General features: G+C 64.7%; 12 protein-coding genes. All 12 read left to right on the forward strand.

What is annotated here, in order from left to right:
- Positions 1-193: 193 nt before the first annotated feature.
- The 12 genes from ACPQ6D_RS09815 to ACPQ6D_RS09870 all read left to right on the forward strand — a co-directional run bounded on the left by ACPQ6D_RS09815 (position 194) and on the right by ACPQ6D_RS09870 (position 19,589).
- A complete protein-coding gene (locus tag ACPQ6D_RS09815; protein WP_423224139.1) occupies positions 194-1,042 on the forward strand; it encodes a hypothetical protein in 849 nt (282 codons plus the stop codon).
- A 61-nt stretch (positions 1,043-1,103) separates the two neighbouring features.
- Positions 1,104-2,795, forward strand: coding sequence for a polysaccharide biosynthesis tyrosine autokinase (locus ACPQ6D_RS09820; protein WP_423224140.1), 1,692 nt, complete (start codon positions 1,104-1,106; stop codon positions 2,793-2,795).
- 15 nt (positions 2,796-2,810) lie between these two features.
- Positions 2,811-4,151 (forward strand): O-antigen ligase family protein, encoded by a 1,341-nt coding sequence (locus tag ACPQ6D_RS09825; protein ID WP_423224141.1) that lies wholly within the window; start codon positions 2,811-2,813, stop codon positions 4,149-4,151.
- Positions 4,148-4,750 carry a hypothetical protein gene (locus tag ACPQ6D_RS09830; RefSeq protein ID WP_423224142.1) on the forward strand — a complete coding sequence of 201 codons (603 nt, stop codon included), beginning with the start codon at positions 4,148-4,150 and terminating at the stop codon, positions 4,748-4,750. The genes ACPQ6D_RS09825 and ACPQ6D_RS09830 overlap by 4 nt, the downstream gene beginning before the upstream one ends.
- A gap of 281 nt (positions 4,751-5,031) precedes the next feature.
- Positions 5,032-6,207, forward strand: a complete 1,176-nt coding sequence (locus tag ACPQ6D_RS09835; protein ID WP_423224143.1) for a nucleotidyltransferase domain-containing protein — start codon at positions 5,032-5,034, stop codon at positions 6,205-6,207.
- Between the two features lie 391 nt (positions 6,208-6,598).
- Positions 6,599-8,887, forward strand: coding sequence for a fibronectin type III domain-containing protein (locus tag ACPQ6D_RS09840; protein ID WP_423224144.1), 2,289 nt, complete (start codon positions 6,599-6,601; stop codon positions 8,885-8,887).
- Entirely contained in the window at positions 8,856-12,920 is a 4,065-nt protein-coding gene (locus tag ACPQ6D_RS09845) for a beta strand repeat-containing protein (protein WP_423224145.1), read from the forward strand. Before ACPQ6D_RS09840 ends, ACPQ6D_RS09845 begins: the two co-directional genes overlap by 32 nt.
- Before the next feature lie 214 nt (positions 12,921-13,134).
- On the forward strand, positions 13,135-14,277 hold the full coding sequence (locus ACPQ6D_RS09850; protein ID WP_423224146.1) for a hypothetical protein: 1,143 nt from the start codon (positions 13,135-13,137) through the stop codon (positions 14,275-14,277).
- Positions 14,278-14,543: 266 nt separating this feature from the next.
- Positions 14,544-14,825 carry a PqqD family protein gene (locus ACPQ6D_RS09855; protein WP_423224147.1) on the forward strand — a complete coding sequence of 94 codons (282 nt, stop codon included), beginning with the start codon at positions 14,544-14,546 and terminating at the stop codon, positions 14,823-14,825.
- Positions 14,826-14,828: 3 nt separating this feature from the next.
- Entirely contained in the window at positions 14,829-15,689 is an 861-nt protein-coding gene (locus ACPQ6D_RS09860) for a hypothetical protein (protein ID WP_423224148.1), read from the forward strand.
- Positions 15,690-15,705: 16 nt separating this feature from the next.
- A complete protein-coding gene (locus ACPQ6D_RS09865; protein ID WP_423224149.1) occupies positions 15,706-15,858 on the forward strand; it encodes a hypothetical protein in 153 nt (50 codons plus the stop codon).
- Between the two features lie 428 nt (positions 15,859-16,286).
- Positions 16,287-19,589 (forward strand): C25 family cysteine peptidase, encoded by a 3,303-nt coding sequence (locus tag ACPQ6D_RS09870; RefSeq protein ID WP_423224150.1) that lies wholly within the window; start codon positions 16,287-16,289, stop codon positions 19,587-19,589.
- Positions 19,590-19,735: the final 146 nt, after the last annotated feature.

The raw sequence follows: 19,735 nt of genomic DNA on the forward strand, positions 1-19,735 counted from the left end.
AGATCGCGCGGCCTGTGCGCCCGTATGCCGCGGAAGGCAGCAGCAACGGTTTTAGCCACACCAGAACCCTCCCTTCGACCGGATACGCGGCCTCAGAACTGATATGACCATCGTCAATCTACCTTTGTCCAATTCTTGCCGTTCAGGTACAATAGGCTTGATTCAACCTGGGAGGCCAGAACAGGAGTAAACGATGGCCTTTACCGTCAACGATTTTGCCGACCTGCGCCAGTTGCTCTATCTGCACCCGGAATGGCGTGTGGAACTGCAGCAGCTGCTCACGCCCGACGACATGCTCAACATGCCGACGCTTTTGCGCGAGCTGGCTCAATCTCACCAGCGCGCCGAACGCCGCCTGGACCGCGTGGAGGCAACCCTTGCCGAACTGGCTCGCCTCCAGAAGCGCAGCGAGGCGCGGCTTGACCGCCTGGAGGCGACGGTTGCTGAGCTGGCCGAAGCGCAGAAGCGCAGCGAGGCGCGGCTTGACCGCCTGGAGGCAACGGTTGCTGAGCTGGCCGAAGCGCAGAAGCGCACTGGGGTGCAAGTCGAAAAACTGACCGCCGCGATGGAGGTTGTCAGCAGCCGCCTGGATCATCTCACGGATCGGGCGGCGCGCCTGGATGGCCGCGACCTGGAACGCCACTATCGTGAACGGGCCGGGGCCTTCTTTGGCCGTTGGCTGCGCCCGGTTTCGCTGGTTTTAACGGATGCCCTGCGCGAAACCCTGGAAGCCCGCTTGCCCGAAGATGACGTTGAAGACATCATGCGCCTCGACTTGCTCATCCAGGGCCACGCTCGCCGCTTGCCAGACACCCCAGAGCGACTGGTTGCCTTCGAGATTTCGGCCGTCGTGGACCGCGGCGATGTGGAACGGGCGCGACGCCGCGCTGCGCTTTTGCAGCGCGCCGGCCTGCATGCCGCGCCAGGGGTGGCCGGCGAACGTTTGACCCTGGGCGCCCTGGAGGCCAGCCAGGAAGCCCCCATGGTTGTTCTGCAAGATGGTCGCAGCACGGGCTGGGACGAAGCTCTGGCCGCAGCCTGACTTATCACCCGATGCAAACCGTTTGCAGTCGGATCCCTTATGTGAAAGATCGAGATTTATCATGGAATTACGCCAGTACGTTAACTTGACCCTTAAATGGGTGTGGTTGGTCGTTGTCTGCGCCCTGGTGGTTGCCCTGGCGGCTTTTGTCATCAGCCGGCGCACCACGCCAGTCTACAAGGCTGTCTCCACCCTTCTGGTCAGCCAGGCCAACTCACCGACCGGCGGCGCTAACTACAGCGACCTGCTCTACAGCCAGCAGGTGGCGCGCACCTATTCGCAGCTGCTCACCGAGTATCCGGTGCGTCAGGAGACCGCCAGCCGCCTGGGTCTGCAAGACCTGGATGGACTCAAACGCCTCGGCGTGCAGATCAATGCGCAGCCCGTGCGTGACACGCAGTTGATTCAGCTGACAGTGGAGAGCTTCGACCCAGTCCTGGCTAAGGATATTGCTAATACCCTGCCATTGGTTTTCATCGAGCAGACGCAAGCTTACCAGAAGGGGCGTTATGCGCAGACCCGCGCCGACTTGCAGACCGAACGGGCCAAAGTGGAGACCGATATCCAGCAGACGCAGGCGCGTATCAACAGCCTGCAGAGTCAACCGACCCTGACGGATGAGCAGCGCCTCGACCTTTCGCGCCAGCAGACCATGCTGCGCCAATTCGAGGCGACCTACGCCGCCTTGCTCAACTCTCTGGAGCAGCTGCGTTTGACCGAAGCGCAGACCGTGGACAACATCGCGGTCACCACGCCGGCGCAGACGCCCATCCTTCCGATTCGTCCGCGCACCGCCACCAACACCCTGCTGGCGGCCGTGGTTGGCGCGCTGCTGGCGCTGGGCCTGGCCTTCCTGGTTGAGTACCTGGACGATACGATCCATGACTCGGAGCAGGTGCGCGAACTGCTGGGCCTGGCCACCCTGGGCGCGATTCTGCGTGTGCGGCCCCGCGACAATCCCGAGTCCGCGCTCGTCACCCTTGACAAGAAGCATTCGCCCATTGCCGAGGGGTACCGCGTTCTGCGCACGAACATCCAGTTCAGCGGCGTGGATGAGCCGGTGCGCACCCTGTTGGTCACCTCGGCCAGCCCGCGTGAGGGCAAAAGCACCACGGCCGCCAATCTCGCCGTCACCCTCGCGCAGGCCGATCAGCGCGTCATTCTGGTGGACACCGACCTGCGCCGGCCGACCGCGCACAAGCTGTTCGATTTGAGCAACAATGTGGGCATTACCAGCGCGCTGATGCAGCACGCGGAGGAGGCGGTGGATACCGTGTTGCAGGAAACGGCGGTCCATGGGCTGCGTGTGCTGACCTCGGGCCCGCTGCCGCCCAACCCGTCGGAGCTGTTGAGCAGCGAGCGCATGCGTCACCTGGTGGAACGACTGCGCAGCCAGTGCGATGTGCTGATCTTCGACTCGCCGCCGGTGATGGCCGCAGCCGACGCCGCCATTCTTTCGACCCTGGTGGATGGCACCCTGCTCGTGATTGACACCGATGGCACGCGGCGCCAGGAGGCTCTGCGCGCCCAGGAGACGTTGGGCAAGGTGGGCGGGCGCCTGTTGGGCGCGGTGCTCAACAAGCTGGGCGAGCGCAGCAGCGGTTACAATTCGTACTACTACTATTATTACAGCCGCGATGGCCGGAGCGAGCGCCGCGCACGCAGCGACCCGCGCTGGCTGCCGCAGGCGCTGACACGACGGGTCGCGTCGTGGTGGGAACGCCCACGACCGGCGGCGAAGCCAAAGAGCTGAGCCACAGGATTCTGAATGAAAACCCTCTGGGCCGCTGTCCGCAAGATGGCGGCCTTTGTTGACCGCTGGCAATGGGCGATTTTACTGCTGGCGTCTCCGTGGCTGTTGTTCCCCAGGCCAGAACGCAGCGCTATTATCTTGGTCGTGCCCGCATTGTGGGTCATCGCCGGCGTGGCGGGCCGCGGCTTACTGCCGCGCACACCGTTGAATGCGAGCCTCATCCTGCTGGCGATCATGGTGCTGGTGAGCCTGTATGCCACGTACGACATCGCCGTCAGTCTGCCCAAGGTCGCCGGGCTGGCGCTGGGCCTGGGTGTATTTTTTGCCGCGGCGCGTTTAGGCCGTGAGCCGGCGTGGTGGCTGCGGATTTTCGCCGGCTTCCTGACGCTGGGCGTACTGATCGCCGCCGTCGGCTTGCTGGGCATGCAGTCGGGCGCCAAGATCGCTCTCCTGGCGCCGATTCTGAATCGCCTGCCCATCGTCCTACGCGGTTTGCCCGGCGCCGAAGAGGGGCTGAACCCCAACCAGGTCGCGGGCGCTCTGTTGTGGATCATCCCGGCGATGACGATGGCGACGGTGCAGAACAAACGCCTCTGGCGGCCGGAGCCGGCGGCCGCCCGCCGCGGCTTTGCGACCGCGGTAGGCAGCCTGAGCGCGTTGTCTCTGCTGTTCGTCGTGGGCGTGTTTGTCTTGACGCAGTCGCGCAGCGGTTACATCGGCCTGGCCGCCGGCCTTGCGCTGATGTTGATCATGGGCGCGCCCAAGCGCTGGCGTCAGTGGCTGGCGCTGGGGATGGTTGTCGGGCTGATCGGTGTGGGCGCGATCGTGTGGCGCGGCGAGGTCAACCCGGCCGCCCAAACCAGCCTGGGCAGCGCCACGCTGCCGCTTGACACTTTGGGGGGCCGCGTCGAAATCTGGTCGCGCGCCATCTATGGCATACAGGATTTCCCGTTTACGGGCATGGGCATGAACACGTTTCGTCACGTGATGCCTTTGCTCTATCCGCTGTTCACTATCGGGCCGGACGTTGATGTCGGCCACGCGCACAACGAGTTTCTACAGGCGGCGCTCGACCTGGGCTTGCCGGGGCTGATTGCCTTTATCGCCCTGTACCTCGGCGCGGCCGCCATGCTGTGGAGCCTCTGGCGCACGGTTGACGCCGCGGCTGCGCCACGGATGGCGGCGCGGCGCTATGCAGCCCTGGGGCTGGGATGCGGCCTGCTGGCGCACCTGGTCTATGGTCTCACGGATGCGGTCGCGTTGGGCGCCAAGCCGGGGCTGGTGTTTTGGCTCCTCTTGGGCCTGATCGCGGCCTTGTTTGCGCAAGCCCAGCCCGCGAGGCTTGATTCAGCATGACGCCTACCCTTGCGAGCATGGTGCGCCGCATCGCCTGGCTGCTGGCGGCAGGCGTAGCCCTCGCCGCGCTGATCCTGCTCCTTTTGCCCACGCCCGCGCCCCCAGTCTACGAACGCCCCCCGGTCACACCCGCGCCGACCGCCGCCGAGGCCACGCCCACCGTGACCCCGCTGCGGCTGGTGACGCCGCTCGCCGCGTCGCCCCAAGCAGCCACCACCGCCGCCGCAACGCCTGACCGCGCCATCCGCCGGCGCGCGGTCAATCAGCAAGCGCCGTACTGCTGTTCCAACTGGTCGGTGTGGGTCAACAGCATCGAGGTCACCGACGATGGCTTGCTGCGCCTGGACGTCAGCCTACACAACGACACGCTGTGGGATGGCGTAACCCTGGTGGCCGACCCACTGCTGTTAGACGAAAACGGGCGTTCCTATCCACTACGTCGCGACCTGACCGTTACCTTTGGGGCTGAGCGTGTGGCGCCGCCGGCCAGCAGCGTGACCGGCGCCTTCTATTTTGTCGCGCCGCCCGCCGACGTCAAAATGGTGGATTTCATGTACGCCGGCGGCTATCAGTGGGTGCGACGGATTGAGGTGCCGTAGAGGAGAGCCGCCCGCCGCCGGCGGCCAACGATTGAGCCGCCCGCCGCCGGCGGCCAACGATTGAGCCGCCCGCCGCCGGCGGCCAACGATTGAGCCGCCCGCCGCCGGCGGCCAACGATTGAGCGATTGAAATCGCGCCTGAAGGGCGTTCCGCCGGGCGTCCACCGGCGTGGACGCGATGGGTCGGCGACGGCCGACCTGGCGGCGGAACGCCCCTTCGCCCCGAATTCATTCGGCGGCTATCAGTGGGTGCGACGGATTGAGGCGCCGTAGAGGAGAGTATGAATTTTCCTGACGCGTTGCTCGAGTTTTTGCGCCAGGCCTTAGCGCAGACGCCGCGGCTGCCGCCCGCGGGGATCACCCAGGCGGAGTGGGCTGCGTTCATCGAGGCGGCCCGCTGGCACCGCCTGGGGCCGCTGCTGCATGTGCGCCTGGCGCCGGTGGCCGCGGCGCTGCCCGCGATGCTGACCGACGCGCTGCAGGCGGAGTACCGCCAGCACGCGCTGTGGGGCGTCGCCCTGGCCGCGGCCGCCGGGCAGGTGTTGGAGACGCTGACCGCGGCCGGGATCGAGCCGGTGGTGCTCAAGGGCATGGCCCTGGGCGAGCTGCTCTATCACAACCTGGCGCTGCGGCCCACGACCGACCTCGACCTGCTGGTGCTGCACGCGGACGTGAGCAAGGTGAAGACGGCGCTGCTGGCCTTGGGCTTCGAGGGCCAGGGGATGGCCGCGGAGGAGCGGCCGCACCTGGCCGGCGAAGTGGCGTTGCGCGCCTCTCTGCTGGCCGGCGAGCTGCGTTTTGGCGTGGATGTGCATTGGCGGCTGGCGCAGCACCCGGCCGTCATGACCCACCTGGCGGCCGAAGATTGGCTGCCGCGCAGCGTCCCCGCGGTCATTGCCGGCGTGGCGGTGCGCGTGCTCTGTCCCGAAGACGCCCTGCTCCATGCCGCCATCCATCTCTTCTGGCACCACCTGGGCACCTGGCACCTGGGCTGGCTGAGCGATGTGGACCTGCTCCTGCGCACGCACGCCGCAGCCTGGGATTGGAGCGCCTTGATCGCGCGCGCTCAGGCCCTGGCCGCGCTCCTGCCGCTGCAGGCCAGCGTGCGCCTGGCGCGCACCTGGTTCAACACCCCGCTGCCGGCCGGCGCGCTGGCTGCGCTGACCGCGGCGACCCCCGCGCTGGAGGAAATGGCCGCATTTGGCGACCTGGACCGCCAGCGCCGCAACAGCCTGGGGTCGGTGCGGGGGCGGTTGCAAGCGCTGCCCGGCCATCCCTCGCGCCTGGCCTACTGGCGCGGCCTCTTGTTCCCGCCGGCCACCTACATGATCCCGCGCTACCACATCCCCTGGCGCGGCCTGCTGCCGTTCTACTACCTGGGCCGCATCGTCAAAGCGGTGGTCTGGACATCCTGGCAGCACGACGACAACTTTCGGCCCGAACAACCCCTGCCATAGGCCAGGGATGGCCGCCATTCGTGAGCCGCCCCAGGCGCGGCTGCGACACAGTCAGCGCCAGTTGCCTATTTTGACCATACCAGGTTATAATAGACCTGTCAACCTGGTTTGACGCGCAGCCAATTGGCCTCTCGAGCACCGCCGCCGCTGGTTGAGTTCGCTCGACGCGCAAATCTCGCCTTCTCCACGTATGACCGCATTTCTGATGCGGCCATGACGAAGCCAGCCTCACTTTCCTCGCCCGCTCGACCCGGTTCAGCGCCGATTCGCTCATTGTTGATCTGGTCACAACGATCTCCAGGCGTCAAGCCGGCTCCATTGCCAGGGTCATTGACCACACCGTGTGGCGTCAACTCATTCATCTCGTGTTCGTCAGAATGGAGGATCGTCTATGTCAACCTATCGTCCATCCCGCCCTCGGCGGCGCCTGTTATCCATCCTTCTTTTCGCGACCCTGCTGGTCAGCCTGGCGATGCCCGCGCTGGCGGCTCGACTGAGCTCGCCGAAGTCGCAGGAGGGCGCACCGCCAGCCGCGCTTGCCACTGAAGATGTCGCAGCTTCGACGCTGCCAACCGTGAAGGCTGTTGAATCAGCTAAGGGAGCCGCCCCAGAAGGTGATCCGAAAGCCCCCAACGACGTCGGCAGCATCACCAACTACGCCTTCTCGGCGAGCAGCGGTACGTTTACGCCGCTCTCTGGGGCAACCGTCGTCAGCGGCTTCAACGCCGATGAGGTCTATGTCAACGGTCTCCCGATCGGGTTCACCTTCTACTACATGGGGGTCCCATACACGACGGTAGCGGCAAGCTCGAACGGCTTCCTTTCCTTTGCGACCCTTAGCTCGTCATCCCTCACTAACGCACTTTCAGCCGGTCCGCCGCGCCTTGTGCTTGCGCCCTTGTGGGACGACCTCGACGGCGCAAGTGCGGGCCAGGGATCGTACCTGACCACAGGCAGCCCCGGCAGCCGCGTGTTCACCTTCCAGTGGCTCAACTGGGAGTGGAACTACCTTGCTAACGCCGCGGTCATCTCCTTCCAAGCCAAACTGTACGAAGCTGACGGCCACATCGAGTTTGTCTATCGCCAGGATGCAGCGGCTGTTAGCAGTGGATCTGCCTCCATCGGCATCGCCGCGACGGCAACTGGCAGCGGCAGTTTCCTCTCGCTGAACGGGACGGGCGCAAGCCCAACCGTGAGCTCCACCAGCGAGACCACGTCATTGAGCACCAAACCGGCGACGGGACAGGTCTACGCCTTCACACCGCCCGCGGCGCCGGCAGCGCCCAGCGGCTTGAACTTCACAGTTGTCACACAGACGGGCATGACCCTCAACTGGAATGACAACTCCTCGACCGAGTCGGGGTTCCTGATTCTGCGGTCATCCGATGGCGTCAACTACACCACCATCGCCACGACCGCCGCCAACGCCAATTCCTACCCGACCACTGGCCTCTTGCCTGGGTTTACTTACTACTGGCAGGTGTTCGCATTTTCGGAGGGATTTGCACCAGTGGGGCCAGCCTCTGGCACTCAAGCTACCAATCCAGCCGGCGAGATCACCTGCAACGGCGCAGGCGGCAACTGGAGCGCCACAGCCACCTGGTTTGGAGGCGTCCTGCCCACAGCCACAGACAACGTGACCATCGCTGACGGCTGCACCGTCACCATCGACACAACCGCCACAATCAACAAGCTGACCGTCGGCCAGGGCACATCGGGCGTTCTACAATTCGAGCCGACCACGGCCCGCACACTAACGGTGAACTCGAGTGTGACCATCGCGGCTGGCGGCACTTTGCAGTCAGCCGCCAGCGGCACAGCCACCACCCATCTGCTCTCGGTTGGCACGGACTTGACCAACAACAGCACGCTGGACTTCAGCACCAACGCCAACACGGCCGGCGCGGAGCTGCGCTTCGTCAACGCGACGAACAACACACTGAGCGGCGCGGGCGCGACTACCGACCTGCGGACGTTGTCCATCAGCAAGGGCAGCGGCACAGTCACGACCAGCAGCCCGGTGCTAGAGATCACCATTTCGTTCACGGTGCGCGGCGCAGCCAGCGATACCAACGGCTTCCTGAGCGTCTCGCCCTACAACGGCATCCTGAAGATCTCTGGGACGTTTACCTACTCCAGCGTTGTCTTCACGACGGCAGGCTACTCCATCCCTAGCACCGCCGGTTTCTGGCTCAACAACGCCAATTTCGCTGTTTCCGGTACCAACGGTTCACCGACCATGAACGGCCTGCTGCGCCTCACCCAAGGCGCCTATAACGTCGGCACCGCCTCGGGCAATGCAATGGGCGCGGGCGCGGGCGCAATCTTCCTGATCGAAGGCGGAACGCTCAACCTGGCGGGGCGCCTGAACACGGCTAACGCTGTTAGCTATACCCAGAGCGGCGGCACGGTTAACGTGTGCACGGTAGCCAATACAACGGCCAGCACCGCTTCATTTGGCCTCACCTCGACTAGCTCGGTCATAACCATGAGCGGCGGCGTGATCAACCTGGTTCAGATCAACTCGAATGCTACCGCTACCAGCCGGCTCGACTACCAGGTGGCGGGCGCCGCCAATATCACCGGCGGCACGCTCAACGTGGGAACCAGCGCTACTACGGGCAACACCGGCAACTTCGACTTCCGTTATGAGCGGCCAGGTCCCTGCGCTGGTGATTGACAACACCACCAACGCCAAGAACGCCCTGGCGGTCGCCCAGACCAATATCTGGCGCAACCTCACGGTAAACACAGGCACGAAGTTGGATGCCAACGGCTTTTTCGTATTGATGCTGGGCCCGGCTGTAACAAACAACGGCTCGATCGTCGGCACGGTCACCAACAGCCGCTTCGATTTCCAGGGCGCTTCCGCCCAGACCTATAGCGGCTCCGGCACGTTTGGCACAGCGGCTGCACCTTTCCTGTCTGTAGGCATCTTCAATGGCAGCGGCGTCACACTGAGCGCCCCAATCGTCACCAACCGCGTCAACCTATTCTGGGGGACCTTCATCAACAGCAACCAATTCACCCTCGGCAATGGCGGCGCGTCCAGCACCACCGTGCAGATCGGCCAGGCTAGCGCCACCACGCCGGGCGGCAACTTCGACGTCAGCCCAACGTACAGCACGGGCAGCGGCGGGCATAGCATCTTGTATTTGCAGGAAACGGTCGTACGCACCACCGGCTTTGAAATCCCTGGCACGCGTTCCGTGGCTTCCGTGACCATCAACAACACCAACGGCGTCACCCTGGCTGGCGGCAACTTGACCATAACTGGCGCTTCCGGTTTCACGCTGACCGCCGGCTTGTTCAACACCTCGGCCGCCAACACGCCCACGCTGGCCACGACGGTGACGACGATTCCGACCGGCTCGGCCACCAGTTACGTCAACGGTCCGTTAGCGATCCAGGTCAACAGCGCCAGCAACGTCAACCGCACTTTTGGCGTCGGCAACAGCACGGGCTGGCGTCCGATAGTGATCAGCAACTTCCACTCCAACGGCGTGCTGCAGACGTACACGGCAGAGGTCATCACCGGCCCCACGGGCGGCACGCCGGTCTCGCCCCTGGCTGCGCTCACCCTGGCGCGCTACGTCCGCATTCAGAACACGGCCAATATCTTCAGCACGACCACGGCCACCGTGCAGCTTTCTTACGGAACCGATGACAACGTTGGCAACCTGCCAACGGCTCGCGTGGCGGAGGCCAACACAGCCAGCGGCTCGTACACCTCGCGCGGCGGCTCGACCCAGGCCTCGCCTACCACGGGCATCGCCTCGACGACGGCAATTGTTCAAGGCGACGACTACTTCGTCCTGGCCAACGAGCAGTCGCTGCCCATCACCTGGGACGGCGGCGCCAGCACCTCCAACTGGGGCGACGCCAACAACTGGAACCCAGACGGCGTCCCGACCGGAACGAGCAATGTCACCCTGGCCAGCGCCAGCGCCACGACCATCAACGTCAACGGCGCGTACGCGGTCAACAACCTGACGTTGGCTAACAGCATCACGCTCAACCTGGGCAGCAACACGCTGACCGTCAACGGCGCTTTCAGCCAGAGCGGCGGCACGATTGATCTGGGCAGCGGCACGCTGGAGGTCAGGGGTGACTTCGCCAAGACCGGCGGCACCTTCACGCCAAACACCGGCACGGTTCTCTTGTCGGGCGCGGCTGCACGGGCCGTCAACTGCACGGGCGTCACCTTCTACAACCTGAATCTGCAGAACGGCGGCGCGGGCAATGCCAAGACCTTCACGGCAGGCGTGACCTGCACCATCAACAACGACTTCGCGGTGGGCAGCACGGCCCAACTGGCGTTGAGCGCAGCGACCGCCACGACCTTCAACGTCGCCGGTAACCTGAATTACGGCGGTGTGGCCGGCGGCGCCAATGTCGGCAGCCTGACCCTCAATCTGACCGGCGTTGGCAAGACGATCGGCGGGGCGGCCCTGGAGGCCCCAGCACTGGCGCCTGCGCCTGACTACAGCCGCACGCCTGTGCAAGAGGTCAGTTTCCTGACGGATGCCAGCCGTTTTGTCAGCAAAGACGCGGTGCAACTGGAGAACACCTACGCCCAGCGCCAGGCCGACGTCGAACGCCTGCTTGCGGCTAAGAGTCCGGACAGCCTGCTGATCATCAACCTGGACGACTGCGCGATCGTGCAGAATCCAGCCTGGGTGGCGTCCCTGGCGCCGACCGCTGCGCCCAGCTTCGAGATGAACGTGACGGTGGCCAGCGGCGCGGGCTACACGCTGCAGGACAATGTGACGATGGGCGCGGCCCGTACACTGAACGTGATCGGGCGGCTTGACGCCGGCGCCTTCACGATTGGCGGCGCAGGCCTGCTGAATCTGAGCGCCACGACGTCAATCCTGGGGACAGCCAAGGCTGCGGGCGGCGTCGGCGCAACGGTGCTGACGACAGGCGCCAACACGTACGTAGACGGCTCCATCGTCGAATACAATGCGGCCGGCGATCAGACGATCGACGCGACGACCCACCCGCCCGCGTCCATGATACAAACTGGCGGCAGCGGGACGAAGACGCTGAACGGTAACAAGACCATCAGCGGAAGTTCTGGGGTTGACCCAACGAAGGGTATGATCTACGTCAAAGCAGGGACGACCTTTGCCGACGGCGGATATACGATCTCCGGCACCAGCTCCGGTTACGATAATGTCGTCGTCTACGGCGCCTATCTCTCCACTGGATCGGGAGCCATTTCGTTCGAGTCGGGTCCCTTCTCATCTAAGATACTCGCCGTGAATGCCACGATCTTTGGCGACCTAAAGATGAACTTCTCGTCTTCGACGTACAACATATACTTGCAGGCCGACACGTCGCCTGCAACGTCGAACGTCACGTTCCGTAACCTCACTTTCGGTGGCACGGCCGGCACTGGCACGGCTGGTGGTACCTTGACGGTCAACTACCTTGGTACGACACCCGTAGTCGTCAATGGCAACGTGAGCCTGGCGCCGCCCACACTGTCCAATACCGGCGGCGGCTTCGGCGGCACGACAGCCACGAATGGCACGGTGACGGTCAAGGGCAACATTACGTCTGCGAGCACCGCCACGACGCAGCCGATCTTCAACAACACCGGCGCCAATACGTTGGTGATGGGTGGAACGGCGGCCCAGACCATTGACGTGGTCACCAATGTCACCATCCTGACGGGCGCAACATTGCGGATTGCCAATGGCGCGGACGTCGCACTGGCGCCGACGAGCGGAAGCGGCCGCGCGTACAAGTTGGGTGGGACCCTGACGGTGGATGCTGGCGGCGCCTTTGGATTGGGACAGAATACCCTGACCGTGGAGACGGCTGTCACCAACAACGGCACGATCAAGCAGGTTAGGGACGTTACCAGCGCTTCACAGTTCGACTTTGTCTGGCTGAAGAACGCGGCTGGCAGCACGACTTATTACTACGGCGTTTCCGTCACGCCTGCCAGCGCCATGGGCTTGACGACGGTCTCTATCCGCGGCAACCAGAAGTGTCCCCAGATCACCAGCTCGACGATCAAGCGCTGCTACGAGGTCACACCGACCTCGGTGCAGACGGCCAGCATCAAGTTCTACTTCAGTGAGCCTGAGATGACGCCCACCGGCCAGCCGCTGGCGAACCAGAACGTATGGAACTATCACACCAGCGCCTGGAACGCTGTGACCCGTGGGACGGACAGCGGTACGTGCAACACCGCCGCTATCAACTGCTTCGTGGAAGGCACGGGCATCGCCAACTACAGCCCCTTTGCCGCCAGCCCCAGCGTGCCCCTGGCCGCGGTCCTGGCTGACTTCAGCGCGGCGCCGAACGGCAACGCCATCCGCGTGACGTGGGAGACGGTCAGCGAGGTGGGCAACATTGGCTTCAATCTGTGGCGCGGCGACGCGCCGGGTGCGCCGGACACGCAGCTCAACGCCAGCCTGATTCCGTCGCAGGCCCCGGGCAGCAGCCAGGGCTTCGTCTACACCTTCGACGACGCCAATGTCGTCAGCGGCATGACCTACTACTACTGGGTGGAGACCGTGGACACGCAGGGCGGGGTCAGCCGCTTCGGCCCGGTCAGCGCAACCTTCAACGCGCCGACGGCCGTCTCGCTGAGTGACTTCGCCCCCCTGGCCGCGCTCCCGCTCGCCTGGCCACTGGCCGTAGTAGGGCTGGCCGCGCTGGCCGGGATGGCGTTACTTCGACGGCGAACATTCTGATGTTATCCGGCAGAAGCGAGATGAATCCGCCTCTGCCGGATAACTTGCAACAAGTCGCTGTGGCCGGCTTTGTGCGTGGCACCCTACACGAAGCCTCAAATAACGCAGTGACCGGATCAAGGGCCAACCGAGCCAGACTGTTTTTCTATCTGTTCGACGGTTGCTGCAGTCGTTAACCTATGGGTGTCTGGTCTCAGACGATAAGGAGCTGCTTATGAAGAATCACAAGGCGTTGAAAGTGTTCTTGGTACTGGTGCTGGTAGTTGCACTTACTCCGCTGGCATCCCTGGTGTCTGCGGATAACACCTATCAGTCACTACCATTCACACAGGCATGGACCAACACGGGGTTGATCACAGTCAACGACAATTGGTCAGGTGTGCCCGGCATTATGGGCTATCGCGGTGACGACCTCACCACGGCAACTGGCACCGATCCACAAACGATCTTGGCCGACGGGACTTCAACACCTGTAAATGTCATCGCCAATCAGATCAATCCTAACACCGTAACTACTGGTGGCGTGGCAGAATTCGACGTCATCGCCGATCCGGTGGTTGCCTTTCAGGGCTCCGGCACAGCCGATGCTCCATTTCTTCTGGTCCACGTCAACACGACTGGGAAACAGAGCATCACTGTGAGTTACAATCTGCGAGATATAGATGGCTCAACAGACAATGCTATCCAACAGGTTGCCCTCCAGTACCGGGTTGGGACAAGTGGCAATTTCACCAATCTACCCGCCGGCTACGTTGCCGATGCAACGACGGGGCCAAGCCTGGCGACGTTGGTTACGCCGGTGAATGTGCTTTTGCCCAGCGCCGCGGACAATCAGGCACAGGTGCAGATACGCATCATTACGACCAATGCTATTGGAAGCGATGAATGGGTTGGTGTTGACGATATCTTGGTTACGGGTGACCCCCTGGCCGCGACCCTGGCCGACTTCAACGCCGCCGCGTTCAGCGACCACATCTTGGTCACCTGGGAGACGGTGTCTGAACTGGGCAACCTGGGCTTCAACCTGTGGCGCGGGGCGTCACCCAGTGCGCCCGACGTGCAGTTGAACGCCAGCCTGATCCCCTCGCAGGCGCCGGGCAGCAGTCAGGGCTTCAGCTACGAGTGGCCCGACAGCGCCAACCTGGTCAACAACACCACTTACTACTACTGGCTGGAGGATGTGGATATCGCCGGCGTCGTCACGCGCCACGGCCCGGTCAGCGCGACCTTCAACGCGCCGACGGCCGTCAGCCTGAGCGGCTTCGCGCCCGTGGCTGCGCTTCCGGCCGCATGGCCGTTGGCCGCCGCGGGGCTGGCCGCACTCGCAGGCGCCGTCGCCTGGCGCCGTCGTCGCTAACGCGATCAGCGGGCAGCCAACGGCGCCCGACCGTGAACGGATCGGGCTACGAGATGGAAGGCCCTGTCGGGCCTGGCAGCCCCGGCGGGGCTTACATCTCGTAGCCGGATGGCCTTTGGCCTCCGGCGCGCCCGACGCGCCCCCAGTTTGAAATGCACCCCACCCCGCGCGTATGCTTGCGCGCAGGTCAGACCTATGTTACAATCTGATGCAAGCAGCATGTTTCCCATTTGCCTCCGGCTTGCCCGGGCGAGGACAGCGTAACGATGATGGAAACCCTACCCTCCGGGCGGCCCGCGGCGCATCCCGATGTGGCCGCCCGCACCGTGGCCGGCGAAGCGGTGGTGCTCTCGCCCGCTCAACACATGGTGCGCATGCTCAACGAGGTGGGCACCCGTATCTGGGAACTGGCCGATGGCACCCGCACGCCGGACGACATTGCCGCGGTGTTGACCGCAGAGTATGAGGTGGACCTGCCTGACGCGCAGACCCATACGGCGCGTTTTTTGGGCGAATTACACGCCCGCGACCTGTTGACCTGGGTGTGACGCGTGGTTAGCCTGACGCTCGGCCTGGCGGGGCAGGGCGTGCGCCTGGAGTTGGCCCCAACCCTGGCGCCCATGCTGCTGCAGCATGACCCGCTGGCGTGCTTTGTCGTAGACGCCCCGATCGCCTACACCGTGCGCCTCAGCCTGGCTGGCGACGCGCCGCCGCCTCCGGCGCCGGTCATCGAGCATGTGGCCTACAGCGCGGCGGCGGTGGAATTCGAGCTGGCGCAGGCGACCGGCCAGCTCGACCGCCGTCAACGCTTGCTGGTGGCTGAAGTTCGCTGCGCTGAGCAGGCGGCGTTGGCGCTGCGCCGCGTGCTGATGTACGTGGGGCAGCTGATCGCGTTGGATGTCGGCGGCATCTTGCTCCGGGCCGCTGGCATTGTCCTGGATGGACGTGGCTATGCCTGTTTTGGCCCTTCGGGCGCCGGCAAAACCACGTTGATGCACCTGGCGCTTGATGCGCAATTACCCGTGCTGGGCGACGAAGCCGTCTTACTCATTCCCCAGGGAGGTGACTGGTTCGTTCACTCATTTCCGTATTGGGAACCGGGCGTGCGCCAACGCCGTACGCAGGCCAGGCCGCTGGCCGCGCCGCTGGCAGGCCTTGTACACCTGGTGCAGGCGCCTAGTCATGCCTTGCACCCCCTATCGCCAGGGCAGTTGTTCCTGCGCCTGTTGGACACCGAGAATGTCCCCCTGGCCGCCGCGACGGAGAGTCAACGGTGGTTGGATGTGAGCACAGCCTTGACGCAGGTTGTGCCGGGATACGACTTATGGTTTCGGCCTGACCCGGCCGTGTGGCAGACGCTGCACGAACTCGCCGGTTCGTCATTGGCTGTGTCATGTTCAAGTGACGTTTAGCTTTGGGAGAAGCATTATGATTCATACACCAGCTTTGTCATCGTCTACAACCGTGCCGCCCGCGCCGGCCCCCGCCCCGCGGCGCCCCTTCCAAGCCCCGCAGATCGTGATCGAGCGCGAGCTCAAAGCGTTGGCGCAGGGCATCGGACCGTTCAGCGGCACCCCCTGATTCCGCCCGCGCCGCATTGAGCGAACTAACGTAACTGCTCAGGCATCTGGCGCCGACGGCAGCCGCCGAATGAATTCGGGGCGCAAGGGCGTTCCGCCACGAGGTCGGCCTGCGCCGACCGGCGGTACGCGCCTCAGGCGCGAATTCATTCGCCGCCGACGGCAGCCGCCGAATGAATTCGGGCCGCAAGGGCGTTCCGCCACAAGGCCGGCCGGCGCCGGCCGCGCGTCCATGAAGGTGGACGCCCGGCGGTACGCCCATCAGGCGCGATTTCAATCGCTGTGGCTGTGGCGGCACCCCCTGATTCCGCCCGCGCCGCATTTTACTAACCAACAAACCAATGCCGTCGGTTTTGGCTGCCACGCGCAACCCAGAACCGGCGGCATTGGTTTAGTCAACGGGCATTGACCGTGGGGAGGAAGACAACGATGAGCCGACATTGGCGATGGGGACTGGCTTGCTTGATCTTTCTCGTCGCGTGTGTGGCGTTCAGCGCGGCCAGCGCGGACATCGAATCACCCGTGGTGAGCTTACGTCACGCTGATGCGGCCGGGGTCTTCCTGCGCGTACAGTCGCCGATGGTCACACCCGTGCTTGTCGCTGGCGCGGCTCCCTACGTCCGCCTCACGGTTCCCCAGGCGCCGTCCATCGCGCGGCCAGGCGCGCCCGCGCTGCCGTACGTGATCACTTCGATTGCGATTCCCGCACAAGGCGAAGCCGTCGCCGCGGTGACAGCCGCCGATTGTGCGCTCGTTTCCGGCCAGTGGCGCCTGGAACCCGCGCCCACGTGGTCGCTCGCCTCCACGGGGCCTGACGCCATGCAGCAGTGGCTGGAAGATGGCGCGCCCTGGCAGCAGACCTATGCGGAAGACCCCGCGATCTATGGCTCGGCGGCCCTTTACCCACCCGCGCTCGTGGAGCTGAGCAGCCCGCAGACGATGCGAGGCCGCCGCATGGTGCAGGTGCGCATCTACCCCTGGCAGACCACGCCGGCGTCCGGGCAGCTGCGTTTTTGCCGCACGATCGAAGTGCACGTGTCGTTCTCCCAGCCCGCGGCAACGGAGACCGGCGCTGCGCCGACCGAATCGGATTTCGACGCGCTGCTGGCCGACCAGGTTCTCAATTGGCCGGTCGCACGGGCCTGGGCCACCGCGGCGCCGCCTGAATCGGCCGCGCCGCCCCCCGCGCTGCCCTGGCAGACCGGCGTGCGCATCACGGTCGCCGCGGCCGGCCTGCACCACGTTACCTACGCCGATCTGGCCGGCCTGAATGCGCCGGTGGGCGATCTCGATCCGGCCACGTTGCGCGTCTTCTACCGTGATCAAGAGCTCTCCATCGAGGTCGTCGGCGCCGACGACGGCGCGTTCAACCCAGGCGATGAAATTCGCTTCTATGCCGCGCCGCAGCGCAGCCGCTACGGGACGACTTCGGTCTACTGGCTCTACTGGGGAGGCGCGCCTGGCCTGCGCATGGCCGTCCAAGATGCGACGCCGACGGGGTCCACGCCAGAGACCACCACCTACACGCGCACCCTGCGCCTTGAACAGCAGACCGTCTACCTGGGAACGGCCTATGTGGACGCGTCCGAGGACCACTGGTTCTATGACGATGTGTTCGTCTATCCCGGCCACGCCATCGACATCGGCTCCTTTCCCTTCAGCGCGCCGGAATCAGCCAACGAGCCGGGCGTGACGGTCACGGCGCGGGTGCTGGGCGGGCAAACCGAGGGCGCGCCCGACCGTTGGTGGATGCGGCTGTGGTTGAATGGGCAGGCGTTCACCAGCGACGGCTATGGGTGGAATGGCTACGGGCCGCAAACGGTCTATACGGCCAGTGTGACGCTTCCGGCCGCCGTGGTTTCCACAACCAACACCATCACGCTGGAAACCTCCCTGACCCGCGTCACGGGCAGCACGGCCTATTGGATCAACCCGGATTGGTTCGACGTGCGCTACCGGGCCAGGCTGCGCGCCACGGCTGGGCGCCTGGATATCGAACAGGCCTTGCCGGGCAGACAAACCTTCGTGGCTGGCGGCTTTGCCAGCGCGACCGTGTTGGCCTATGATGTCAGCAGCCCCTTGCACCCGCGGCAGCTCAGCGGCTTGACCAGCGTTCAGCAAGGCGGCGAGTTCACGCAGCGCTTCGAAGCCGCCGGCGCGCACTTCCTGCTGAGCGAGACCGCCGCGCTCCTGGCGCCGCAGAGCCTCGCCCTGGTGACAACCCCTGATCTGCGCAGCGCCAGTCTCGGCGCCGATTATGTGATGATCGGCCCATCTGACTTCCTGGCCGCCGCGCAGCCGCTCCTGAACCAGCGCGCCGCGGAAGGGCTGCGCGTGCAGACGGTGGATATTCAGGATATCTTCGACCAGTTTGCCGGTGGGCATCGTGAACCGCAGGCCATCCGCGATTTCCTGACCTATGCCTATTTCCACTGGCAGCGCCCCGCGCCCACCTATGTCGTGCTGCTGGGCGACGGTCACTACGACTTCCGCAACGATACCGGCCGCGATCTTCCCAACCCCATCCCGCCCTACCTGGAGCCGATTGATCCCTATATCATCGAGACGGTGACCGACAATGCGTTGGTCAGCGTTGACGGGCCAGCCGACATCCTGCCCGACATAGCGATTGGCCGCCTGCCTGCCAACAGCGTGCAGGACGTACAGGGCATGGCGGCGAAAATCCTGGCTTATCAGGCGGCGCCGGGCGGCAGCTGGCAGCGTGAAATCGCGTACGTGGCCGACAATCAGCCCGACCCCGGCGGCGGCGGCAACTTCCACGACATTTCCAACGAGATTCGTTTCAACTGGCTGACGGCCGAGATGGCGGCGCAGCCCATCTACACCCTGGCGCCGGGCTATCCGAACTACACGGCCGTGCGCGCGGCCAATCTAGCCGCGCTGGGCGACGGTCAATTGATGATGCACTGGTTCGGTCACGGTTCCAAGTGGCGCTGGGGATACAGCGGCTCGGTGCGCCCACTAGGGGTTCTCGATCAAAACGTCTTGCCGAACCGCGCCGATCTGCCTCTGATCCTGGAATGGGGGTGCTGGACAGGCTACTTCATCCTGATCGAGCCTCCCACGAGCGCCTGGCCCAACTATTCGTTTGGCGAGATGCTGATGAAGACCCCCGGCAAAGGCGGCATTGCCGACATCTCAGCCACCGGCGCGCACACCGCGTTTCCGCTGCAGATCATGTCCCATGGGATTCACCAGGCGCTCTTCACGCAGCGCACGACGCGCGTCGGCGCCGCGTTCACGGCGATGAAACTCTTCTATTTCGCTCACGCCGCCTATTCGCTCGATGTCATTGACACCACGGTTCTCTTCGGCGATCCGGCGATGCGTCTGCGCCTGCCGCAGGGCGACCTCTCCACCTCCGGCGTCCAGGTCAGCGCGCCCCAGATCGCGCCAGGCGCCAGCCTGACGCTGACGGTGACGCTGACCAACAGCAGCCCGTTCACCCTGACCAACCCGCGCCTGGTTGCGGCTTACCCGCCAGACCTGACCACCGTGATCAATTCCAACGGCGGCGCCGTGGGCGGAGGCCAGATCGCCTGGACTTTGGCGCACCTGGCCCCAGGCGCCAGCCGCAGCATCACCGTTGAGCTGGCGGGGACCACAGCCGTCAGCCCCGGCGCCTATCCGCTCGTCTTCCTGTCGCCGTCGGCAGCACGATGGGCCTACGGTGACATTGACAGCCGCCAGCAGTCTGTTGGCGACGGTTGACCTCACGCCCTCGAACTTTGCCGCCAACCGGCTGTGGGCCGCGCCTGGCAGGCGCTCACCTACAGTGACCATCGCCAATCTCGGCAACATGCCCTCGCCGCTTGCCTGGCTGACGGCCACCCTGCCCGTGGAGTTTGAGCGCGCCG

It is taken from the genome of Candidatus Amarolinea aalborgensis (assembly GCF_900491745.1).
GTDB lineage: Bacteria > Chloroflexota > Anaerolineae > SSC4 > Amarolineaceae > Amarolinea > Amarolinea aalborgensis.